This is a genomic window from Streptomyces sp. NBC_00271, assembly GCF_036178845.1.
Lineage (GTDB): Bacteria > Actinomycetota > Actinomycetes > Streptomycetales > Streptomycetaceae > Streptomyces.
In genome coordinates this window covers 3,698,284-3,714,546 of record NZ_CP108070.1, presented here as the reverse complement: position 1 = coordinate 3,714,546, position 16,263 = coordinate 3,698,284, and the positions used below count along the sequence as shown (strand labels likewise).

Annotated in this window: 20 protein-coding genes; 19 read left to right on the top strand and 1 reads right to left on the bottom strand. The window is 71.8% G+C overall.

What is annotated here, in order from left to right; all coding sequences use genetic code 11:
* Positions 1–103: 103 nt before the first annotated feature.
* The 10 genes from hisD (at position 104) to OG798_RS17280 (ending at position 7,868) form a co-directional block, all read left to right on the top strand.
* Positions 104–1,426, top strand: coding sequence for a histidinol dehydrogenase (gene hisD / locus OG798_RS17325; protein WP_095855180.1), 1,323 nt, complete (start codon positions 104–106; stop codon positions 1,424–1,426).
* Positions 1,423–2,538: a histidinol-phosphate transaminase gene (locus OG798_RS17320; protein ID WP_095855181.1), complete on the top strand. Its 1,116-nt coding sequence runs from the start codon at positions 1,423–1,425 to the stop codon at positions 2,536–2,538. The genes hisD and OG798_RS17320 overlap by 4 nt, the downstream gene beginning before the upstream one ends.
* Positions 2,535–3,128 (top strand): imidazoleglycerol-phosphate dehydratase HisB, encoded by a 594-nt coding sequence (hisB, locus tag OG798_RS17315; RefSeq protein WP_054217455.1) that lies wholly within the window; start codon positions 2,535–2,537, stop codon positions 3,126–3,128. Before OG798_RS17320 ends, hisB begins: the two co-directional genes overlap by 4 nt.
* A gap of 4 nt (positions 3,129–3,132) precedes the next feature.
* On the top strand, positions 3,133–3,297 hold the full coding sequence (locus tag OG798_RS17310; RefSeq protein WP_165854115.1) for a hypothetical protein: 165 nt from the start codon (positions 3,133–3,135) through the stop codon (positions 3,295–3,297).
* The gene (hisH, locus tag OG798_RS17305) at positions 3,288–3,935 is read left to right on the top strand and encodes an imidazole glycerol phosphate synthase subunit HisH (RefSeq protein ID WP_179436604.1); all 648 of its coding nucleotides are present in this window, start codon (positions 3,288–3,290) and stop codon (positions 3,933–3,935) included. Before OG798_RS17310 ends, hisH begins: the two co-directional genes overlap by 10 nt.
* Positions 3,932–4,657 carry a bifunctional 1-(5-phosphoribosyl)-5-((5-phosphoribosylamino)methylideneamino)imidazole-4-carboxamide isomerase/phosphoribosylanthranilate isomerase PriA gene (gene priA / locus OG798_RS17300; RefSeq protein WP_067363806.1) on the top strand — a complete coding sequence of 242 codons (726 nt, stop codon included), beginning with the start codon at positions 3,932–3,934 and terminating at the stop codon, positions 4,655–4,657. Before hisH ends, priA begins: the two co-directional genes overlap by 4 nt.
* The gene (locus OG798_RS17295) at positions 4,654–5,067 is read left to right on the top strand and encodes a RidA family protein (RefSeq protein ID WP_095855183.1); all 414 of its coding nucleotides are present in this window, start codon (positions 4,654–4,656) and stop codon (positions 5,065–5,067) included. The genes priA and OG798_RS17295 overlap by 4 nt, the downstream gene beginning before the upstream one ends.
* Positions 5,064–5,819, top strand: coding sequence for an imidazole glycerol phosphate synthase subunit HisF (gene hisF / locus OG798_RS17290; RefSeq protein WP_054231460.1), 756 nt, complete (start codon positions 5,064–5,066; stop codon positions 5,817–5,819). Before OG798_RS17295 ends, hisF begins: the two co-directional genes overlap by 4 nt.
* Positions 5,820–5,955: 136 nt before the next feature.
* A complete protein-coding gene (locus tag OG798_RS17285; RefSeq protein WP_067363816.1) occupies positions 5,956–6,543 on the top strand; it encodes an ArsR/SmtB family transcription factor in 588 nt (195 codons plus the stop codon).
* A gap of 80 nt (positions 6,544–6,623) precedes the next feature.
* Positions 6,624–7,868, top strand: coding sequence for an MFS transporter (locus OG798_RS17280; protein WP_267061507.1), 1,245 nt, complete (start codon positions 6,624–6,626; stop codon positions 7,866–7,868).
* Positions 7,869–8,085: 217 nt separating this feature from the next.
* On the opposite strand, the gene OG798_RS17275 is transcribed toward OG798_RS17280, so the two are convergent.
* Entirely contained in the window at positions 8,086–8,721 is a 636-nt protein-coding gene (locus OG798_RS17275) for a TIGR03085 family metal-binding protein (RefSeq protein WP_060902101.1), read from the bottom strand.
* Between the two features lie 120 nt (positions 8,722–8,841).
* Between OG798_RS17275 and hisI the strand changes: the two genes are divergently transcribed.
* From hisI to trpA, 9 genes are all read left to right on the top strand, one after another.
* Complete coding sequence (gene hisI / locus OG798_RS17270; protein ID WP_054231580.1) at positions 8,842–9,267, top strand: phosphoribosyl-AMP cyclohydrolase; 426 nt, start codon at positions 8,842–8,844, stop codon at positions 9,265–9,267.
* Positions 9,268–9,278: 11 nt separating this feature from the next.
* A complete protein-coding gene (locus OG798_RS17265) occupies positions 9,279–10,757 on the top strand; it encodes an anthranilate synthase component I (protein ID WP_267061506.1) in 1,479 nt (492 codons plus the stop codon).
* Between the two features lie 244 nt (positions 10,758–11,001).
* Positions 11,002–11,655, top strand: coding sequence for a TIGR02234 family membrane protein (locus OG798_RS17260; RefSeq protein ID WP_121416435.1), 654 nt, complete (start codon positions 11,002–11,004; stop codon positions 11,653–11,655).
* A gap of 192 nt (positions 11,656–11,847) precedes the next feature.
* Positions 11,848–12,099 (top strand): HGxxPAAW family protein, encoded by a 252-nt coding sequence (locus OG798_RS17255; RefSeq protein ID WP_054231454.1) that lies wholly within the window; start codon positions 11,848–11,850, stop codon positions 12,097–12,099.
* A gap of 113 nt (positions 12,100–12,212) precedes the next feature.
* On the top strand, positions 12,213–12,665 hold the full coding sequence (locus tag OG798_RS17250) for a DUF2752 domain-containing protein (protein WP_121416437.1): 453 nt from the start codon (positions 12,213–12,215) through the stop codon (positions 12,663–12,665).
* 159 nt (positions 12,666–12,824) lie between these two features.
* Entirely contained in the window at positions 12,825–13,634 is an 810-nt protein-coding gene (gene trpC / locus OG798_RS17245) for an indole-3-glycerol phosphate synthase TrpC (RefSeq protein WP_095855188.1), read from the top strand.
* A gap of 67 nt (positions 13,635–13,701) precedes the next feature.
* Positions 13,702–13,926: a tryptophan biosynthesis modulator TrpM gene (gene trpM / locus OG798_RS17240; RefSeq protein WP_256257959.1), complete on the top strand. Its 225-nt coding sequence runs from the start codon at positions 13,702–13,704 to the stop codon at positions 13,924–13,926.
* 164 nt (positions 13,927–14,090) lie between these two features.
* A complete protein-coding gene (trpB, locus tag OG798_RS17235) occupies positions 14,091–15,383 on the top strand; it encodes a tryptophan synthase subunit beta (protein ID WP_095855189.1) in 1,293 nt (430 codons plus the stop codon).
* The gene (trpA, locus tag OG798_RS17230; RefSeq protein WP_095855190.1) at positions 15,380–16,195 is read left to right on the top strand and encodes a tryptophan synthase subunit alpha; all 816 of its coding nucleotides are present in this window, start codon (positions 15,380–15,382) and stop codon (positions 16,193–16,195) included. Before trpB ends, trpA begins: the two co-directional genes overlap by 4 nt.
* Positions 16,196–16,263: the final 68 nt, after the last annotated feature.

Below are 16,263 nucleotides of genomic sequence, written 5' to 3'. Positions count from 1 at the left end.
ATCTCCAGGGGGAGCCTGGGACGGCTTGTATCAGCCATTGATACGGGCGTCCGGCGCCTTATCGCCGTCTGAGAGAATTGGGACCGTGCTGCAATCTCTTCGTATGGCCCGAATCGATCTGCGCGGCGACGCCCTCCCCGAGGGCTCCGCCCTGCGCGACCTGCTGCCCCGAGCCGACTTCGACGTTCAGGCCGCCCTGGAGAAGGTGCGTCCGATCTGCGAGGCCGTGCATCATCGTGGCGACGCGGCGCTGATCGACTACGCGGAGAAATTCGACGGGGTGCGGCTGGAATCCGTACGGGTTCCGGCCCGGGCCCTCGCCGAGGCCCTGGAACAGCTCGACCCGGCCGTGCGCGCGGCCCTGGAGGAGTCCATCCGCCGCGCCCGCCTGGTCCACCGCGAGCAGCGCCGCGCCGCGCACACCACCCAGGTCGTGCCGGGCGGCTCGGTCACCGAGAAGTGGGTGCCGGTCGAACGCGTCGGCCTGTACGCGCCCGGTGGACGTTCGGTCTACCCCTCGTCCGTGATCATGAACGCGGTTCCGGCGCAGGAGGCCGGAGTCGCCTCCATGGCGCTCGCCTCCCCGCCGCAAAAGGAGTTCGGGGGGCTCCCGCACCCCACGATCCTCGCCGCCTGCGCCCTCCTCGGTATCGACGAGGTGTACGCGGTCGGCGGCGCCCAGGCCGTCGCGATGTTCGCGCACGGCACGGAGTCCTGCCCGCCCGCCAACATGGTCACCGGTCCCGGCAACATCTGGGTCGCCGCCGCCAAGCGCTATTTCACGGGCAAGATCGGCATCGACACCGAGGCCGGTCCCACCGAGATCGCGATCCTCGCGGACGAGACCGCCGACCCGGTGCACGTGGCCTCCGACCTGATCAGCCAGGCCGAGCACGACCCGCTCGCCGCCGCCGTCCTCGTCACGGACTCCGTCGAGCTGGCGGAGGCGGTCGAGAAGGAGCTGGAGCCGCAGGTCGCGGCCACCAAGCACATCGAGGACCGGATCGTCCCCGCGCTCAGCGGCAGGCAGTCCGCGATCGTCCTCGTCGACGGCGTGGACGAGGGCCTGCGGGTCGTCGACGCGTACGGCGCCGAGCACCTGGAGATCCAGACGGCGGACGCTGCCGCCGTCGCCGACCGGGTGAAGAACGCGGGCGCGATCTTCGTCGGCGCCTGGGCGCCGGTGTCGCTGGGCGACTACTGCGCGGGCTCCAACCACGTGCTGCCCACCGGCGGCTGCGCCTGCCACTCCTCGGGGCTGAGCGTCCAGTCCTTCCTGCGCGGGATCCACATCGTGGACTACACGCGCGACGCCCTCGCCGAGGTGGCGCACCACGTGGTGACGCTCGCGGAGGCGGAGGACCTGCCGGCCCACGGGGCGGCGATCAAGGCTCGTTTCGGGTGGAAGGTTCCAGAGAGCAAGTGACCGGTATCGACGATCTTCCCGTACGGGACGAGCTGCGCGGCAAGTCCCCCTACGGCGCGCCCCAACTCGACGTGCCCGTACGGCTGAACACCAACGAGAACCCGTACCCGCTGCCCGAACCGCTCGTCGAGCGGATCGCCGAGCGGGTCCGCGAGGCCGCCCGCAACCTCAACCGCTACCCCGACCGCGACGCGGTGGAGCTCCGTACGGAGCTGGCCAAGTACCTGACGAGGACCGGCGGCCACCGGGTCGACGTCGAGAACGTCTGGGCGGCCAACGGCTCGAACGAGGTCATCCAGCAGCTGCTGCAGACCTTCGGCGGCCCCGGCCGTACGGCGATCGGCTTCGAGCCCTCGTACTCGATGCACGCGCTCATCGCGCGCGGTACCGGCACGGCCTGGATCTCGGGTCCCCGCGGCGAGGACTTCACGATCGACCGGGCCGCCGCCGAGCGGGCCATCGCCGAGAGCCGCCCGGACGTCGTCTTCATCACCACCCCGAACAACCCCACGGGCAACGCGGTGCCGCGCGAGACGGTCCTCGCGCTGTACGAGGCCGCGCAGGCCGCCAAGCCGTCCATGGTCGTGGTCGACGAGGCGTACATCGAGTTCAGCCACGGCGACTCGCTGCTGCCGCTGATCGAAGGCCGGCCGAATCTCGTCGTGTCGCGGACGATGTCGAAGGCGTTCGGCGCGGCCGGACTGCGCCTCGGCTATCTCGCCGCGCACCCCGCGGTCGTCGACGCGGTCCAGCTCGTACGGCTGCCCTACCACCTGTCGGCCGTCGCGCAGGCCACCGCCCTGGCCGCCCTGGAGCACACCGACACGCTGCTCGGGTACGTCGAGCAGCTGAAGGCCGAGCGGGACCGCCTGGTCGCCGAACTGCGTGCGATCGGGTACGAGGTGACCGAGTCCGACGCGAACTTCGTCCAGTTCGGGCGATTCGACGGCGAGGGTGGCTCCCACGAGGCCTGGCAGAAGATCCTCGACCGGGGCGTCCTGGTCCGGGACAACGGCGTACCGGGATGGCTGCGGGTCTCCGCCGGCACCCCGGCCGAAAACGACGCGTTCCTGGACGCGGTCCGTGAGTTGAAGAAGGAGCAGAGCGCATGAGCCGCGTCGGAAGAGTGGAGCGCACGACCAAGGAGACGTCGGTCCTCGTCGAGATCGATCTCGACGGGTCCGGCAAGGTCGAGGTGTCGACGGGCGTCGGCTTCTACGACCACATGCTCGACCAGCTCGGCCGGCACGGTCTGTTCGACCTGACCGTGAAGACCGAGGGCGACCTGCACATCGACTCGCACCACACCATCGAGGACACCGCCCTCGCGCTCGGCGCCGCCTTCAAGCAGGCACTCGGCGACAAGGTGGGCATCTACCGCTTCGGCAACTGCACGGTCCCGCTGGACGAGTCCCTCGCCCAGGTGACCGTCGACCTGTCGGGCCGCCCGTACCTCGTGCACACCGAGCCCGAGAACATGGCGCCGATGATCGGCGAGTACGACACGACGATGACCCGGCACATCCTGGAGTCCTTCGTCGCCCAGGCCCAGATCGCACTGCACGTGCACGTGCCCTACGGGCGCAACGCGCACCACATCGTGGAGTGCCAGTTCAAGGCGCTCGCCCGGGCGCTGCGCTACGCCTCCGAGCGCGACCCGCGCGCCGCCGGCATCCTCCCCTCCACGAAGGGCGCGCTGTAAAGCCATGACAGGCCTCAACACCATCCTCATCGTCGTCGGGCTCTTCCTCCTGGGCGGTGTCTACTCCTTCGTCAAGCAGAAGATGCCCGCGAGTCTCATCGTGCTGCTCTCCTTCGGCGCCGCGATGTGTCTGATCGCGGGCGTCATGAGGCTGGAGGTGTGGAATTGACCGCTCCTAAGAAGGTCGTCGTCTTCGATTACGGCTTCGGGAACGTGCGTTCCGCCGAGCGTGCCCTCGCGCGCGCGGGCGCCGAGGTCGAGATCACGCGTGACTTCGACAAGGCCATGAACGCGGACGGGCTGCTGGTGCCCGGCGTCGGCGCCTTCGCCGCCTGCATGAAGGGCCTCAAGGACGCCCGCGGCGAGTGGATCATCGGCCGCCGGCTGTCCGGTGGCCGCCCGGTGATGGGCATCTGCGTCGGTATGCAGATCCTCTTCGCGCGCGGCATCGAGCACGGCGTGGAGACCGAGGGCCTCGACGAGTGGCCCGGCACGGTCGAGCCGCTCCAGGCCGACATCGTGCCCCACATGGGCTGGAACACGGTCGAGGCCCCGGCCGGCTCCCGGCTCTTCTCGGGGCTCGACGCCGAGGCGCGCTTCTACTTCGTGCACTCCTACGCCGTCCACGACTGGTCCCTGGAAGTCGGCAACCCGGCGCTGCGCGCCCCCCTGGTGACCTGGTCGACGCATGGCAAGCCCTTCGTGGCGGCCGTCGAGAACGGCCCCCTGTGGGCCACGCAGTTCCACCCCGAGAAGTCCGGCGACGCCGGAGCCCAGCTCCTCACCAACTGGATCGGAACACTGTGAGCAAGCTCGAACTCCTCCCCGCCGTCGACGTCCGCGACGGCCAGGCCGTCCGTCTCGTGCACGGCGAGTCGGGGACGGAAACTTCTTACGGCTCCCCCCTCGAGGCCGCCCTCGCCTGGCAGAGCTCGGGCGCCGAGTGGCTGCACCTCGTCGACCTGGACGCCGCGTTCGGCACCGGCGACAACCGCAAGCTGATCGCCGAGGTCGCCGGCGCCATGGACATCAAGGTCGAGCTGTCCGGCGGCATCCGCGACGACGACACGCTCGCCGCGGCCCTCGCCACCGGCTGCACCCGGGTCAACCTCGGCACCGCCGCCCTGGAGACCCCCGAGTGGGTCGCCAAGGTCATCGCCGAGCACGGCGACAAGATCGCGGTCGGTCTCGACGTACGCGGCACGACGCTGCGCGGCCGCGGCTGGACCCGCGACGGCGGCGACCTCTACGAGACGCTGGAGCGCCTCAACGCCGAGGGCTGCGCGCGCTATGTCGTCACGGACATCGCCAAGGACGGCACGCTGCAGGGTCCGAACCTGGAGCTGCTGCGCAATGTGTGCGCCGCGACGGACCGCCCGGTGGTCGCGTCGGGCGGGGTCTCCTCCCTGGACGACCTGCGCGCCATCGCCGAGCTCGTGCCGCTGGGCGTCGAGGGCTCCATCGTGGGCAAGGCCCTCTACGCGAAGGCGTTCACCCTGGAAGAGGCCCTGGAGGCGGTAGCCAAGTGAGCGACGTACGACGTGTCACGACCGGCGCGCCCTGGGAGGACGCCTTCGGCTACTCCCGCGCGGTGGAGCTGCCGAACGGCCTGGTGCTGGTCGCCGGCTGCACCTCCGTGGTCGACGGAGCGATCGTCGACGGCGGCCCGTACGAACAGGCGGTCAACTCCTTCAACGCCGCGTTCGCCGCGTTGCAGCAGCTCGGCCTCGGCCGTGACGACGTCGTCCGTACGCGCATGTACATCACCCACGCGCGGGACGTGGAGGAGGTCGGACGCGCCCACAAGGAGCTGTTCGACACCGTCCGTCCCGCCGCGTCCATGATCATCGTCTCCGGCTTCGTGGACTCGCGACTGGTCGTCGAGGTCGAGGTGGAGGCGTTCCGCTCCGGCGGAGAAGACGGAGTGTCCGCAGCATGACCCTGGCCGTACGAGTCATCCCCTGCCTGGACGTGGACAACGGCCGGGTCGTCAAGGGTGTCAACTTCCAGAACCTGCGTGACGCGGGCGACCCCGTCGAGATGGCCAAGGTGTACGACGCCGAGGGCGCCGACGAGCTGACGTTCCTGGACATCACCGCGTCCTCGGGCAACCGCGAGACCACCTACGACGTGGTGCGCCGCACGGCCGAGCAGGTCTTCATCCCGCTCACCGTCGGCGGCGGCGTACGCACCGCCGAGGACGTCGACAAGCTGCTGCGGGCGGGCGCCGACAAGGTCGGGGTCAACACGGCCGCGATCGCCCGGCCCGAGCTCATCCGGGAGATCGCGGAGCGGTTCGGACGGCAGGTGCTGGTGCTGTCGGTGGACGCCAGGCGCACTCCCGGGGGGACCTTCGAGGTCACCACCCACGGCGGGCGCAAGGGCACCGGCATCGACGCGGTCGAGTGGGCCCACCAGGCCGCCGAGCTGGGCGCGGGCGAGATCCTGCTCAACTCGATGGACGCGGACGGCACGAAGGACGGCTACGACATCGAGATGATCGAGGCCGTCCGTAAGCACGTCACCGTGCCGCTCATCGCCAGCGGGGGCGCGGGCCGGCTCGCCGACTTCCCGCCCGCCATCGCCGCGGGCGCCGACGCGGTGCTCGCCGCGTCCGTCTTCCACTTCGGGGATCTGCGGATCGGCCAGGTGAAGGAGGCGCTGCGGGGGGCGGGGCGACCCGTTCGCTGACGTCGGACGTCGGCCGTGCACACCGTGCGCTGAGCCCCGGTCACCGGGTGGCCGGGGCTCGCTTGTGGGCAGATGTGAAAGATAAGTTGCGCAAAATCTGTTGTGCAATTTTTCTTTCGTATCTACGGTTGGGGACATGGCAAGCAAGGAGAACCGCCGGATCACGGACATGGGCACGCTCAAGGCGCTGGCCCATCCGTTGCGGATGAAGCTCTACCGGGGGCTCATCGTGGCCAGGGTCGCCACCGCCTCCCAGCTGGCGGAGCAGGTGGACGAGGCCGTCTCACTGGTCAGCTACCACCTGCGCAAGCTGGCCGAGCACGGCGTGATCGAGGAGGCGCCGGCACAGAGCGCCGACGGCCGGGAGCGCTGGTGGCAGCCCGCCTCCGACGGGGTCAGCATCCGCGACGAGGACTTCCGCGGCGCGCCCGAGAAGGCCGCTGTGTACACCGCGGCCAGTCGGCTTTTCTCCGAGCAGCGCGCCGACCTGTACCGCCGCTACCTCGACGAACGCGCTCACTGGACGCCCGAGTGGAACCGCGCCGCCGAGTCCTCCGAGTCCGCGATGCGGCTGACGGCCGGTGAGCTGTCCGAGCTGGTCGCGGACATGCAGGCCCTGTTCAAGGCCTACACGGAGCGGGGCCGGGCCGCCGAGGAGGCCGGTGACACCGAAGGCCGCGAGAACGTCGCGGTGCACACGTACGCCTTCCCGTTCCGCGTCTGAGCCGCGTCCGAGCCGGGTCTGGTCCAGGTCCCGGTCCGGGTCTGAGCCGAATCTGAGCCGGGTCTGAGAGGACACACCCCATGAGCGTCACCGCAGTGCGGTCGGGCGCGGCCGCCGAACGGCCCGCCCACCGCGACCCCAACGTGCTGCGCTGGCTCGGCGCGTACACCTCGTCGGCGATCGGCGACAACGTCTACTACATCGCCCTGTCCTGGGCCGCCGTCCAGGCCGGGACACCCGCGCAGGCCGGGCTCGTCTCGGCCGCCAGTGCCGTGCCCCGCGCCCTGCTGATGCTCGGCGGGGGAGTGGTTGCCGACCGGTTCGGGCCGCGTCGTGTGGTCGTCGGCAGCGGCGCGGTGCGCTGTGCCCTCGTCCTGACCGCCGCCGGGCTGCTCCTCGCGACCAGCCCCGGACTCTGGGCGCTGGGCGCGGTGGCCGTGCTCTTCGGGGTCGTGGACGCCGTCTTCCTGCCCGCCGCGGGCGCTCTCCCCGCCCTGCTGGCCCCCCGGAGCCAGCTCGCCCGGGTCCAGGGCATGCGGGGCCTCGCGACCCGGCTCGCCACCGTCCTCGGCGGCCCGCTCGGCGGCCTGGGCGTGGCCCTCGGCGGTACCGCCGGAGCGTTCGGACTGGCCGCGCTGCTGATCGGGGTGTCCCTGCCGATGCTGCTGACCATACGGGTGGGGCGGTTGCCCGCCGACGACGACAAGACGCGCGGAGCGGTCATGGCCGAACTCCGGGACGGGCTCCGGCGCATCCGCCGGCACCCGGTGCTCCGCCCGTTGGTGCTCGCCATCGCCCTCTCCGACCTGGGGTTCGTCGGACCGATGAACCTCGGCCTGACCCTGCTCTCGCAGCAGCGCGGCTGGGGGTCCTCCGGGATGGGCTGGGTGCTCGCCGGGTTCGGGACCGGCGCGGGTGCGGCGTCCCTGCTGCTCGCCCTGCGGGGGTGGGTGCCGCGCGCCGGACTCGTGATGGCGGTGACGGCCGTCGCGAGCTCGGTGGCCATCGGGGGGCTCGCGCAGGTGGAGTCCGTCGCCGCCGGGGCCTGCGTGGCCCTGTGCATCGGACTGCTGGCCGGGCTGGGCGGGGCCCTGAGCGGCGCGCTGGTGCAGGCGCAGACCGAACCCGCCTACGCCGGTCGTGTCATCTCGGTCTCGACCCTGGTCAGCTTCGGCGTCGCGCCGCTCACCTTCCCGGTGGTCGGCTGGGCCGTCGACCGGTGGGGCACCGGCCCGGTCTTCACGGCCTGCGCCGCGATCTGCGCCCTGAGCGGGATCATCGCCCTCTGCTCCCGGCCGCTGCGCCGCGCCGAGCTGCCGCGCTGAGCAGGCCGCTCGGGGCCCCAGGGTCTGTCCGGCGGATCATGCCGCAGACGCGGGGCTTGGCCCGCCCTCCTCCAAGCTCTTCGAGCAGGGGGTGCCCCCAGCGGCGTTGTCGTCGGTCGCCGACTCCCCCGCGCTCTCGGCTTCGCTCGAGCAGGGGGACCGGACAGGCCCTGGCAGGTCCGGCGGTCCGCAGCCGCACCCGGTTCGGTGAGCCCGCTCAGAGACCCAGCTGCTTCGTCTCGCTCAGTTTCGCGATCGCGTCCTTGTCGCCCTCCAGCTCCACGTCGGCCGTCTTCTGCCGGCCGAGGGCGAACATCAGCAGTTCCGAGGGCTCACCGGTCACCGTCACGACCGGGGTGCCCCGGTGGGCGACCGCCGTCTGGCCGTCCGGGCGGCGCAGCACCAGGCCGGTCGGGGCGCCACGGCCGGCGAGGCGGGCGGTGCGCTCCAGGCGGGACCACAGGGCGTCCTGGAAGACCGGGTCCAGCGGGCGCGGCGTCCAGTCCGGCTGGGCCCGCCGCACGTCCTCGGTGTGGACGTAGAACTCGACCGTGTTCGACGCCTCGTCGATCTGCTTCAGCGCGAAGGGCGAGAAGCGTGGCGGCCCCGTACGGATCAGCTGGATCAGCTCCTCGTACGGCTTCTCGGCGAACTCCGCCTGCACCCGCTCCAGGCGCGGCGCGAGCTGTTTGAGCAGCAGCCCGCCCGCGGCGTCCGCGCGGCGCTCGCGCACCACCACGTGCGCGGCGAGATCACGGGTGTTCCAGCCCTCGCACAGGGTCGGGGCGTCCGGGCCCTCGGCCTCCAACAGGTCGGCGAGGAGAAGTCGTTCACGCTTGGCATGGGTCGACATGCCAGCAAGCCTACGACCGCCCCAGGAGCCCGCCCAGTGGACGTCGGCGTTCAGGGGGCGCACGGTCCGGCCTGTGGACAACCGGCGAGCGCGTCCCACGGGCGCGGCACAATGGTCGGCATGACCAGCACGCCCCCGCCCAGCAGCCCCAGCGGCCTGGATCCCGAGATCGCCGCGCGCCTCAAGCGCAGCGCCGACGGACTCGTCCCCGCCATCGCCCAGCAGTACGACACCGGTGAGGTGCTGATGCTCGGCTGGATGGACGACGAGGCGCTGCACCGCACGCTCACCACGGGCCGCTGCACGTACTGGTCGCGCAGCCGCCGGGAGTACTGGGTGAAGGGCGACACCTCCGGCCACTTCCAGTGGGTGAAGTCCGTGGCCCTGGACTGCGACGCCGACACGATCCTGGTCCAGGTCGACCAGGTGGGCGCCGCCTGCCACACGGGCGCCCGTACGTGCTTCGACGAGGACGTGCTCCTCAAGGAGGCGGCCCCCGTGGACACCCAGGGCGCCGATTCCGGCGTACCGTCACTGGATCAGTAAGGTCAGCCGCCATGGACCTCGAGACGTTCCGCAAGCTGGCCACCGACCGCCGTGTCATCCCCGTCAGCCGCAAGCTCCTCGCCGACGGCGACACGCCGGTCGCGCTCTACCGCAAGCTGGCCGCCGAGCGCCCCGGCACCTTCCTCCTGGAATCCGCCGAGAACGGCCGATCCTGGTCCAGGTACTCCTTCATCGGCGTCCGCAGCCAAGCCACCCTGACCGAGCGCGACGGCCAGGCCCACTGGCTCGGCACCCCGCCCGTCGGCGTCCCCGTCGACGGGGACCCGCTGGCCGCCCTGCGCGCCACCATCGAGGCCCTGCACACCCCGCACGGAGAGGGCCTGCCCCCGTTCACCGGCGGCATGGTCGGCTACCTCGGCTACGACATCGTGCGCCGCCTGGAGAAGATCGGCCCCGGCGAGCGGGACGATCTGAAGCTCCCCGAGCTGACCATGCTGCTCACCAGCGACCTCGCCGTCATGGACCACTGGGACGGCTCGGTCCAGCTGATCGCCAACGCGATCAACCACAACGACCTCGACACGGGCGTCGACGAGGCCTACGCGGACGCGGTCGCCCGCCTCGACGCCATGGAGGCCGACCTCTCCCGCGCGGTCTCCCAGCCGCCCGCCGCGCTCCCGCCCTCCGAGCTGCCCGAGTACACCGCCCTGTGGGGCGGCCCGGACTTCCAGGACGCCGTCGAGGACATCAAGGAGCGCATCCGGGCGGGCGAGGCCTTCCAGGTCGTCCCCTCCCAGCGCTTCGAAACGCCGTGCACGGCAAGCGCGTTGGACGTCTATCGCGTACTGAGGGCGACCAATCCCTCCCCGTACATGTACCTCTTCCGCTTCGACGGCTTCGACGTCGTCGGCTCGTCTCCCGAGGCCCTGGTCAAGGTCGAGGACGGGCAGGCGATGGTGCACCCCATCGCGGGCACCCGGCCGCGCGGCGCCACCGTCCAGGAGGACCAGGCCCTCGCCGACGAGCTGATCGCCGACCCCAAGGAGCGCGCCGAGCACCTGATGCTCGTCGACCTGGGGCGCAACGACCTGGGGCGGGTCTGCGAGCCAGGCTCCGTCGAGGTCGTCGACTTCATGTCCATCGAGCGCTACTCGCACGTGATGCACATCGTGTCCACCGTGACCGGACGCGTCGCGGCGGGCCGTACGGCCTTCGACGTGCTCACCGCCTGCTTCCCGGCCGGCACCCTCTCCGGCGCCCCCAAGCCGCGCGCGATGCAGATCATCGACGAACTCGAACCGTCCCGGCGGGGCCTGTACGGCGGCTGCGTCGGCTACCTCGACTTCGCAGGCGACTCCGACACCGCCATCGCCATCCGTACGGCCCTGCTGCGCGACGGCACCGCGTACGTCCAGGCGGGCGCCGGCATCGTCGCCGACTCGGACCCCGTCGCCGAGGACGACGAGTGCCGCAACAAGGCCGCCGCGGTCCTGCGCGCGGTGCACACGGCCAACCGGCTGGCCGGATGACCTGCGGGGCTTGTTGGTAACCGGGCGATTACGCTAAGTTCATAGTCCCACGTGGGAGTCCTTGAAGGCACAACTCCGGCATGCCGGTGGACCCGGTTTCGTACGGGACGTTGACCACGTAGGCGCGGGGTGCAGTCAATCACCCCTGCTCCACGGCTGTGGAGCTGGACGCAAACGTCTCGTCATGCCCAATGGCGCCCGTTGTGCAAGCCCGGTGTCTCGACAACGAGCGGTTGACGCGATAGTGGAGTACATGACTGCTGTACCGCACCTTCGCTCGGAAGCGGCCGGACCCGCCCGGTCCGGCCGCCGCAGCCTCGCCGTCGCCCTGCTCAGCGGCGCCCTCGGCGCGGCCGTGGCGCTGCTCTCCACCCGGCAGAGCTGGTCGGAGGGCACCGCGACGGTGGCCGGCGGCGCCTTCCCGCTGACCGCCAAGGGCAGCGACGTCACGGGCGTACCCGCGGCGCTCGCCATAGTGGGCCTCGCCGCACTCGTCGCCGTCTTCGCCGTCCGCAGCTCCGGGCGCTTCCTCGTCTCCGCCCTGCTCGCGCTCTCCGGCGCGGGCACGGTCGTGGCGGCGGTGCTCGGCGCGAGCGACAGCTCCGCCCTCGACGAGAAGGCCGCGGCCGCCTCCGGCGACACCGCCGCCACCGCGAGCGCCCTCAGCCACACCGCCTGGCCCTACGCGGCAGCGGCGGGCGGCGCGCTCATCCTCCTCGCGGGGCTGCTCGCGCTGCGCTACGGACGGCTGTGGCCCGCGATGTCCGGCCGCTACGAGCGCGACGGGACGCCCCGGCCGCGCAAGGCCAAGCCGGTCGACCCCGACCGGCCCGAGGACATCTGGAAGGCGCTCGACCGGGGCGAGGACCCGACGGGACCGGACCCCGCCGGGACCTAGGTCCCGAATCGGCCGGGACCCAGGGCCGCAATCGGGCAGACCGGCCCGGGCCCTACGGCCCGGGACATCGGTTGTGACGTGCAGAATGTGACGTGGCAGTCGCCACCCCGCGCTCCCGCCGCAGGCGTGCGTACGGGAGAATGGACGATGAGCGTCCGACTCACACACGTAATCAGCAACGAGGAGCAAGTCATGGCGGGCAGCAGCCACGGTCACACCCCGGCCGCCTGGACCGGTGTCATCATCGCCTTCATCGGTTTCTGCGTCGCGGGTGCCTTCATGGTGATGGCCAACCCGCTGGGCTTCTGGGCCGGCATGGTCATCGTCGTCCTCGGCGGAGTCGTCGGCATGGCCATGCGCGCGGCGGGCCTCGGCCAGCCGAAGAGGACCGCGGCCCCGGCCGTCGCGCACCCGGTCCGCGAGGCCGTCGGCGCCGAGAGCTGACCCCCAGGGCTTCTCGAGAGGCGGTCCCGGCACTCCCGCCGGGGCCGCCTCTCGCGTGTCCGCCCCGGGCGCGCCGCGCCCGCGACGAGCACGCCACGCCCGGGACGGGCAGAATGCGACGGGTGAACGCCGAGACCCGGAGGGTGACGCGGCCCCGACCTGCCGAGTGGGTCGTGCCGCGGCGGCTCGCCGTCCCCGCGGGGACGCTCGCGGCCGTCGCCGGCGCCTTCGCGTACGTCGGGGCCGTGGACCCCAACCAGCCCGGGCACTACCCCGTCTGCCCGCTGCTGCGCTACACGGGCCTGTATTGCCCCGGCTGCGGCGGTCTACGCGGCGCGCACGCCTTCGTGCACGGGGACTTCGCGGCGGCGCTCACGGACAACGCGCTCGCCTTCGCGGGCTACTTCGTCTTCGCGGTGGTGTGGATCGTCTGGGCGGTCCGCTCGGCCCGCGGACGGCCGCTGCGGATCGACCTGGGGCCCGTGCACCTGTGGAGCGTGGGCGTGTTGCTCCTGGTCTTCACCCTTGTCCGGAACCTGCCCTTCGGCGGCTGGCTGCACCCTTGATCAAATGGCAAACGTCCAGGTAGTGGGACCGGCGTCAACCGGATGTGAAGCCTAGCCCTTCCTCCGGATACCATCGGTAGTGACCCATCACGGCCGTCGGGACGACGGCCTGGGGTCGACAGGCTCAACCGTTCACCGTCAGGGAAGGGGGCCGCTCGCGTGAGTGTGCTCGACGAGATCATCGACGGAGTCCGTGCCGACCTCGCGGAGCGGCAGGCGCGCGTCAGCCTCGACGAGCTCAAGGAGCGCGCGGCGAAGGCTCCCGCGGCCAAGGACGGCTTGGCCGCCCTGCGCGGCGACGGCGTCAAGGTCATCTGTGAGGTCAAGCGCTCCAGCCCGTCCAAGGGTGCGCTCGCCGCGATCGCCGACCCCGCGGCCCTGGCCGCGGACTACGAGGCGGGCGGCGCGGCCGTCATCTCGGTCCTGACCGAGCAGCGCCGCTTCGGCGGCTCGCTGGCCGACCTGGAGGCCGTCCGCGCCCGGGTCGACATCCCCGTGCTCCGCAAGGACTTCATCGTCACGTCGTACCAGCTGTGGGAGGCCCGCGCGTACGGCGCCGACCTCGCGCTGCTGATCGTCGCCGCCCTCGACCAGGCCGCCCTGGAGTCCCTCATCGAGCGCGCCGAGTCCATCGGGCTCACGCCGCTCGTCGAGGTGCACGACGAGGACGAGGTCGAGCGGGCGGTGGACGCCGGGGCGAAGGTCATCGGCGTCAACGCGCGCAACCTCAAGACCCTGAAGGTGGACCGCACCACCTTCGAGCGGATCGCTCCCGAGATCCCGTCCGGCCTCGTGAAGGTCGCCGAGTCCGGCGTCCGCGGACCGCACGACCTCATCGCGTACGCCAACGCCGGCGCCGACGCGGTCCTGGTGGGCGAGTCCCTCGTCACCGGCCGCGACCCGAAGACGGCGGTCGCCGACCTCGTCGCGGCCGGGGCCCACCCCGCGCTGCGCCACGGACGGAGCTGACACCCCGGTGCACAGCGCGCCCCACGCCACCGCCGTCACCCGTCCGGGCCCACGCCTCGACGGGGGAGTGGCGTGCGTGCGGGCGGCTGCGGCCGGGGCGCGCGATCCCTACGCCCGCCTCGCCCGCGGCTGTCGGCCGCGCGGCTGCCGGGCACCGGCCCGCCGCGTCCACGGGCGCCGCGTGCGGTATGTCATCGGCGACGAACCGGGCCAGGTCAACGGCATGCGATGGCCCGCCGGCGCACGCGTATCAGGCGCCGTTCCGGGCCCGCCGCACCCCGCGGTGAGCTGACGGCTCCCCGGCTCGGCCGGGGGCTTCCCGGCCGCCGCTTTCCGTACGCCCCGGCTCGTTCGGGCGGAAAGTGAACGGTGTCGTCCGGGCGACCTGTGCGTGCGCGACCGACGTGACCCCTGTCCGACCTGTAACCGGGGCTGTCGCCCCTGCGAGGTATCCGCATGCCCAGCGAGTTCTTCATTCCCGACCCCGAGGGTCAAATTCCCACCGCCGAGGGGTACTTCGGCGCGTTCGGCGGCAAGTTCATCCCGGAGGCGCTGGTCGCCGCCGTGGACGAGGTCGCCGTCGAGTACGACAAGGCGAAGGCGGACCCCGAGTTCGCCCGCGAGCTCGACGACCTGCTCGTCCACTACACCGGGCGCCCGAGCTCACTCACCGAGGTGTCCCGCTTCGCCGAACACGCCGGTGGCGCGCGCGTCTTCCTCAAGCGCGAGGACCTCAACCACACCGGGTCCCACAAGATCAACAACGTGCTCGGTCAGGCACTCCTCACCAAGCGGATGGGCAAGACCCGCGTCATCGCCGAGACCGGCGCCGGTCAGCACGGCGTGGCCACCGCCACCGCCTGCGCGCTCTTCGGCCTCGAGTGCACGATCTACATGGGTGAGATCGACACCCAGCGGCAGGCGCTCAACGTGGCCCGCATGCGCATGCTCGGCGCCGAGGTCATCGCCGTGAAGTCCGGCTCCCGCACCCTCAAGGACGCCATCAACGAGGCCTTCCGGGACTGGGTCGCCAACGTCGACCACACGCACTACCTCTTCGGGACCGTCGCGGGTCCGCACCCCTTCCCCGCCATGGTCCGCGACTTCCACCGTGTCATCGGCGTCGAGGCCCGGCGGCAGATCCTGGAGCGCGCCGGACGGCTTCCCGACGCGGCCATCGCCTGTGTCGGCGGCGGCTCCAACGCCATCGGCCTCTTCCACGCCTTCATCCCGGACGCGGACGTACGCCTCATCGGCTGCGAGCCCGCCGGGCACGGCGTGGAGACCGGGGAGCACGCCGCGACCCTGACCGCCGGTGAACCCGGCATCCTGCACGGGTCGCGGTCGTACGTCCTCCAGGACGAGGAAGGGCAGATCACCGAGCCCTACTCCATCTCGGCGGGCCTCGACTACCCGGGCATCGGACCCGAGCACTCCTACCTCAAGGACAGCGGCCGCGGCGAGTACCGCGCGGTCACCGACGACGCGGCCATGCAGGCCCTGCGCCTGCTCTCCCGCACCGAGGGCATCATCCCGGCGATCGAGAGCGCCCACGCGCTCGCCGGGGCCCTGGAGGTCGGCAAGGAGCTGGGCAAGGACGGGCTGATCATCGTCAACCTGTCCGGGCGCGGCGACAAGGACATGGACACGGCCGCCCGCTACTTCGGTCTGTACGACACCGCCGCCGACGCCGTCGTCGAACCGGACGCCGACAGTGACACCGCCGAGATCGAGGGGGACGCCAAGTGAGCGGCAACATCCAGCTGTTGAGCGACACCCTCGCCGCCGCGAAGGCGGAGGGGCGCTCCGCGCTCATCGCGTACCTGCCGGCCGGGTTCCCGACGGTCGACGGCGGGATCGCGGCCGTCAAGGCCGTCTTCGAGGGCGGCGCGGACATCGTCGAGGTCGGTCTGCCGCACAGCGACCCCGTCCTCGACGGTCCCGTCATCCAGACCGCCGACGACATCGCCCTCAAGGGCGGCGTCAAGATCGCCGACGTCATGCGCACGGTCCGTGAGGCGCACGGGGCCACCGGGAAGCCGGTGCTCGTCATGACGTACTGGAACCCCATCGACCGCTACGGCGTCGAGCGCTTCACCGCCGAACTGGCGGAGGCGGGCGGCGCGGGCTGCATCCTGCCCGACCTGCCCGTCCAGGAGTCGGCGCTGTGGACGGAGCACGCGCAGAAGCACGGCCTCGCGACCGTTTTCGTCGTCGCGCCCAGCAGCAAGGACGCCCGGCTCGCGGAGATCACCGCGGCCGGCAGCGGCTTCGTGTACGCGGCCTCGCTGATGGGCGTCACGGGCACGCGGGAGTCCGTGGGCGCCCAGGCCCAGGACCTGGTGCGGCGCACCAAGGCCACCACCGAGCTGCCGGTCTGCGTCGGCCTCGGGGTCTCCAACGCCACCCAGGCGGCCGAGGTGGCCGGCTTCGCCGACGGTGTGATCGTCGGCTCGGCCTTCGTCAAGCGGATGCTGGACGCGCCGGACGAGGCCGCGGGCCTCGACGCGGTCCGCGCCCTCGCGGGCGATCTGGCGAAGGGCGTGCGCGGCACGGCCTGAGACACCTTCCGCCGCGTACGCGTCCTGTTGCGTACGTAACGGACAATCCGCTCACTCGAACGGGTGGA

Bases quoted from the DNA above. Each gene is read 5' to 3' on its own strand.
- hisD (WP_095855180.1), top strand. From the start codon at position 104: ATGGCCCGAATCGATCTGCGCGGCGACGCCCTCCCCGAGGGCTCCGCC.
- hisB (WP_054217455.1), top strand. From the start codon at position 2,535: ATGAGCCGCGTCGGAAGAGTGGAGCGCACGACCAAGGAGACGTCGGTC.
- OG798_RS17310 (WP_165854115.1), top strand. From the start codon at position 3,133: ATGACAGGCCTCAACACCATCCTCATCGTCGTCGGGCTCTTCCTCCTG.
- hisF (WP_054231460.1), top strand. From the start codon at position 5,064: ATGACCCTGGCCGTACGAGTCATCCCCTGCCTGGACGTGGACAACGGC.
- OG798_RS17285 (WP_067363816.1), top strand. From the start codon at position 5,956: ATGGCAAGCAAGGAGAACCGCCGGATCACGGACATGGGCACGCTCAAG.
- OG798_RS17280 (WP_267061507.1), top strand. From the start codon at position 6,624: ATGAGCGTCACCGCAGTGCGGTCGGGCGCGGCCGCCGAACGGCCCGCC.
- OG798_RS17275 (WP_060902101.1), bottom strand. From the start codon at position 8,721: ATGTCGACCCATGCCAAGCGTGAACGACTTCTCCTCGCCGACCTGTTG.
- hisI (WP_054231580.1), top strand. From the start codon at position 8,842: ATGACCAGCACGCCCCCGCCCAGCAGCCCCAGCGGCCTGGATCCCGAG.
- OG798_RS17265 (WP_267061506.1), top strand. From the start codon at position 9,279: ATGGACCTCGAGACGTTCCGCAAGCTGGCCACCGACCGCCGTGTCATC.
- OG798_RS17255 (WP_054231454.1), top strand. From the start codon at position 11,848: ATGGCGGGCAGCAGCCACGGTCACACCCCGGCCGCCTGGACCGGTGTC.
- OG798_RS17250 (WP_121416437.1), top strand. From the start codon at position 12,213: ATGCGACGGGTGAACGCCGAGACCCGGAGGGTGACGCGGCCCCGACCT.
- trpB (WP_095855189.1), top strand. From the start codon at position 14,091: ATGCCCAGCGAGTTCTTCATTCCCGACCCCGAGGGTCAAATTCCCACC.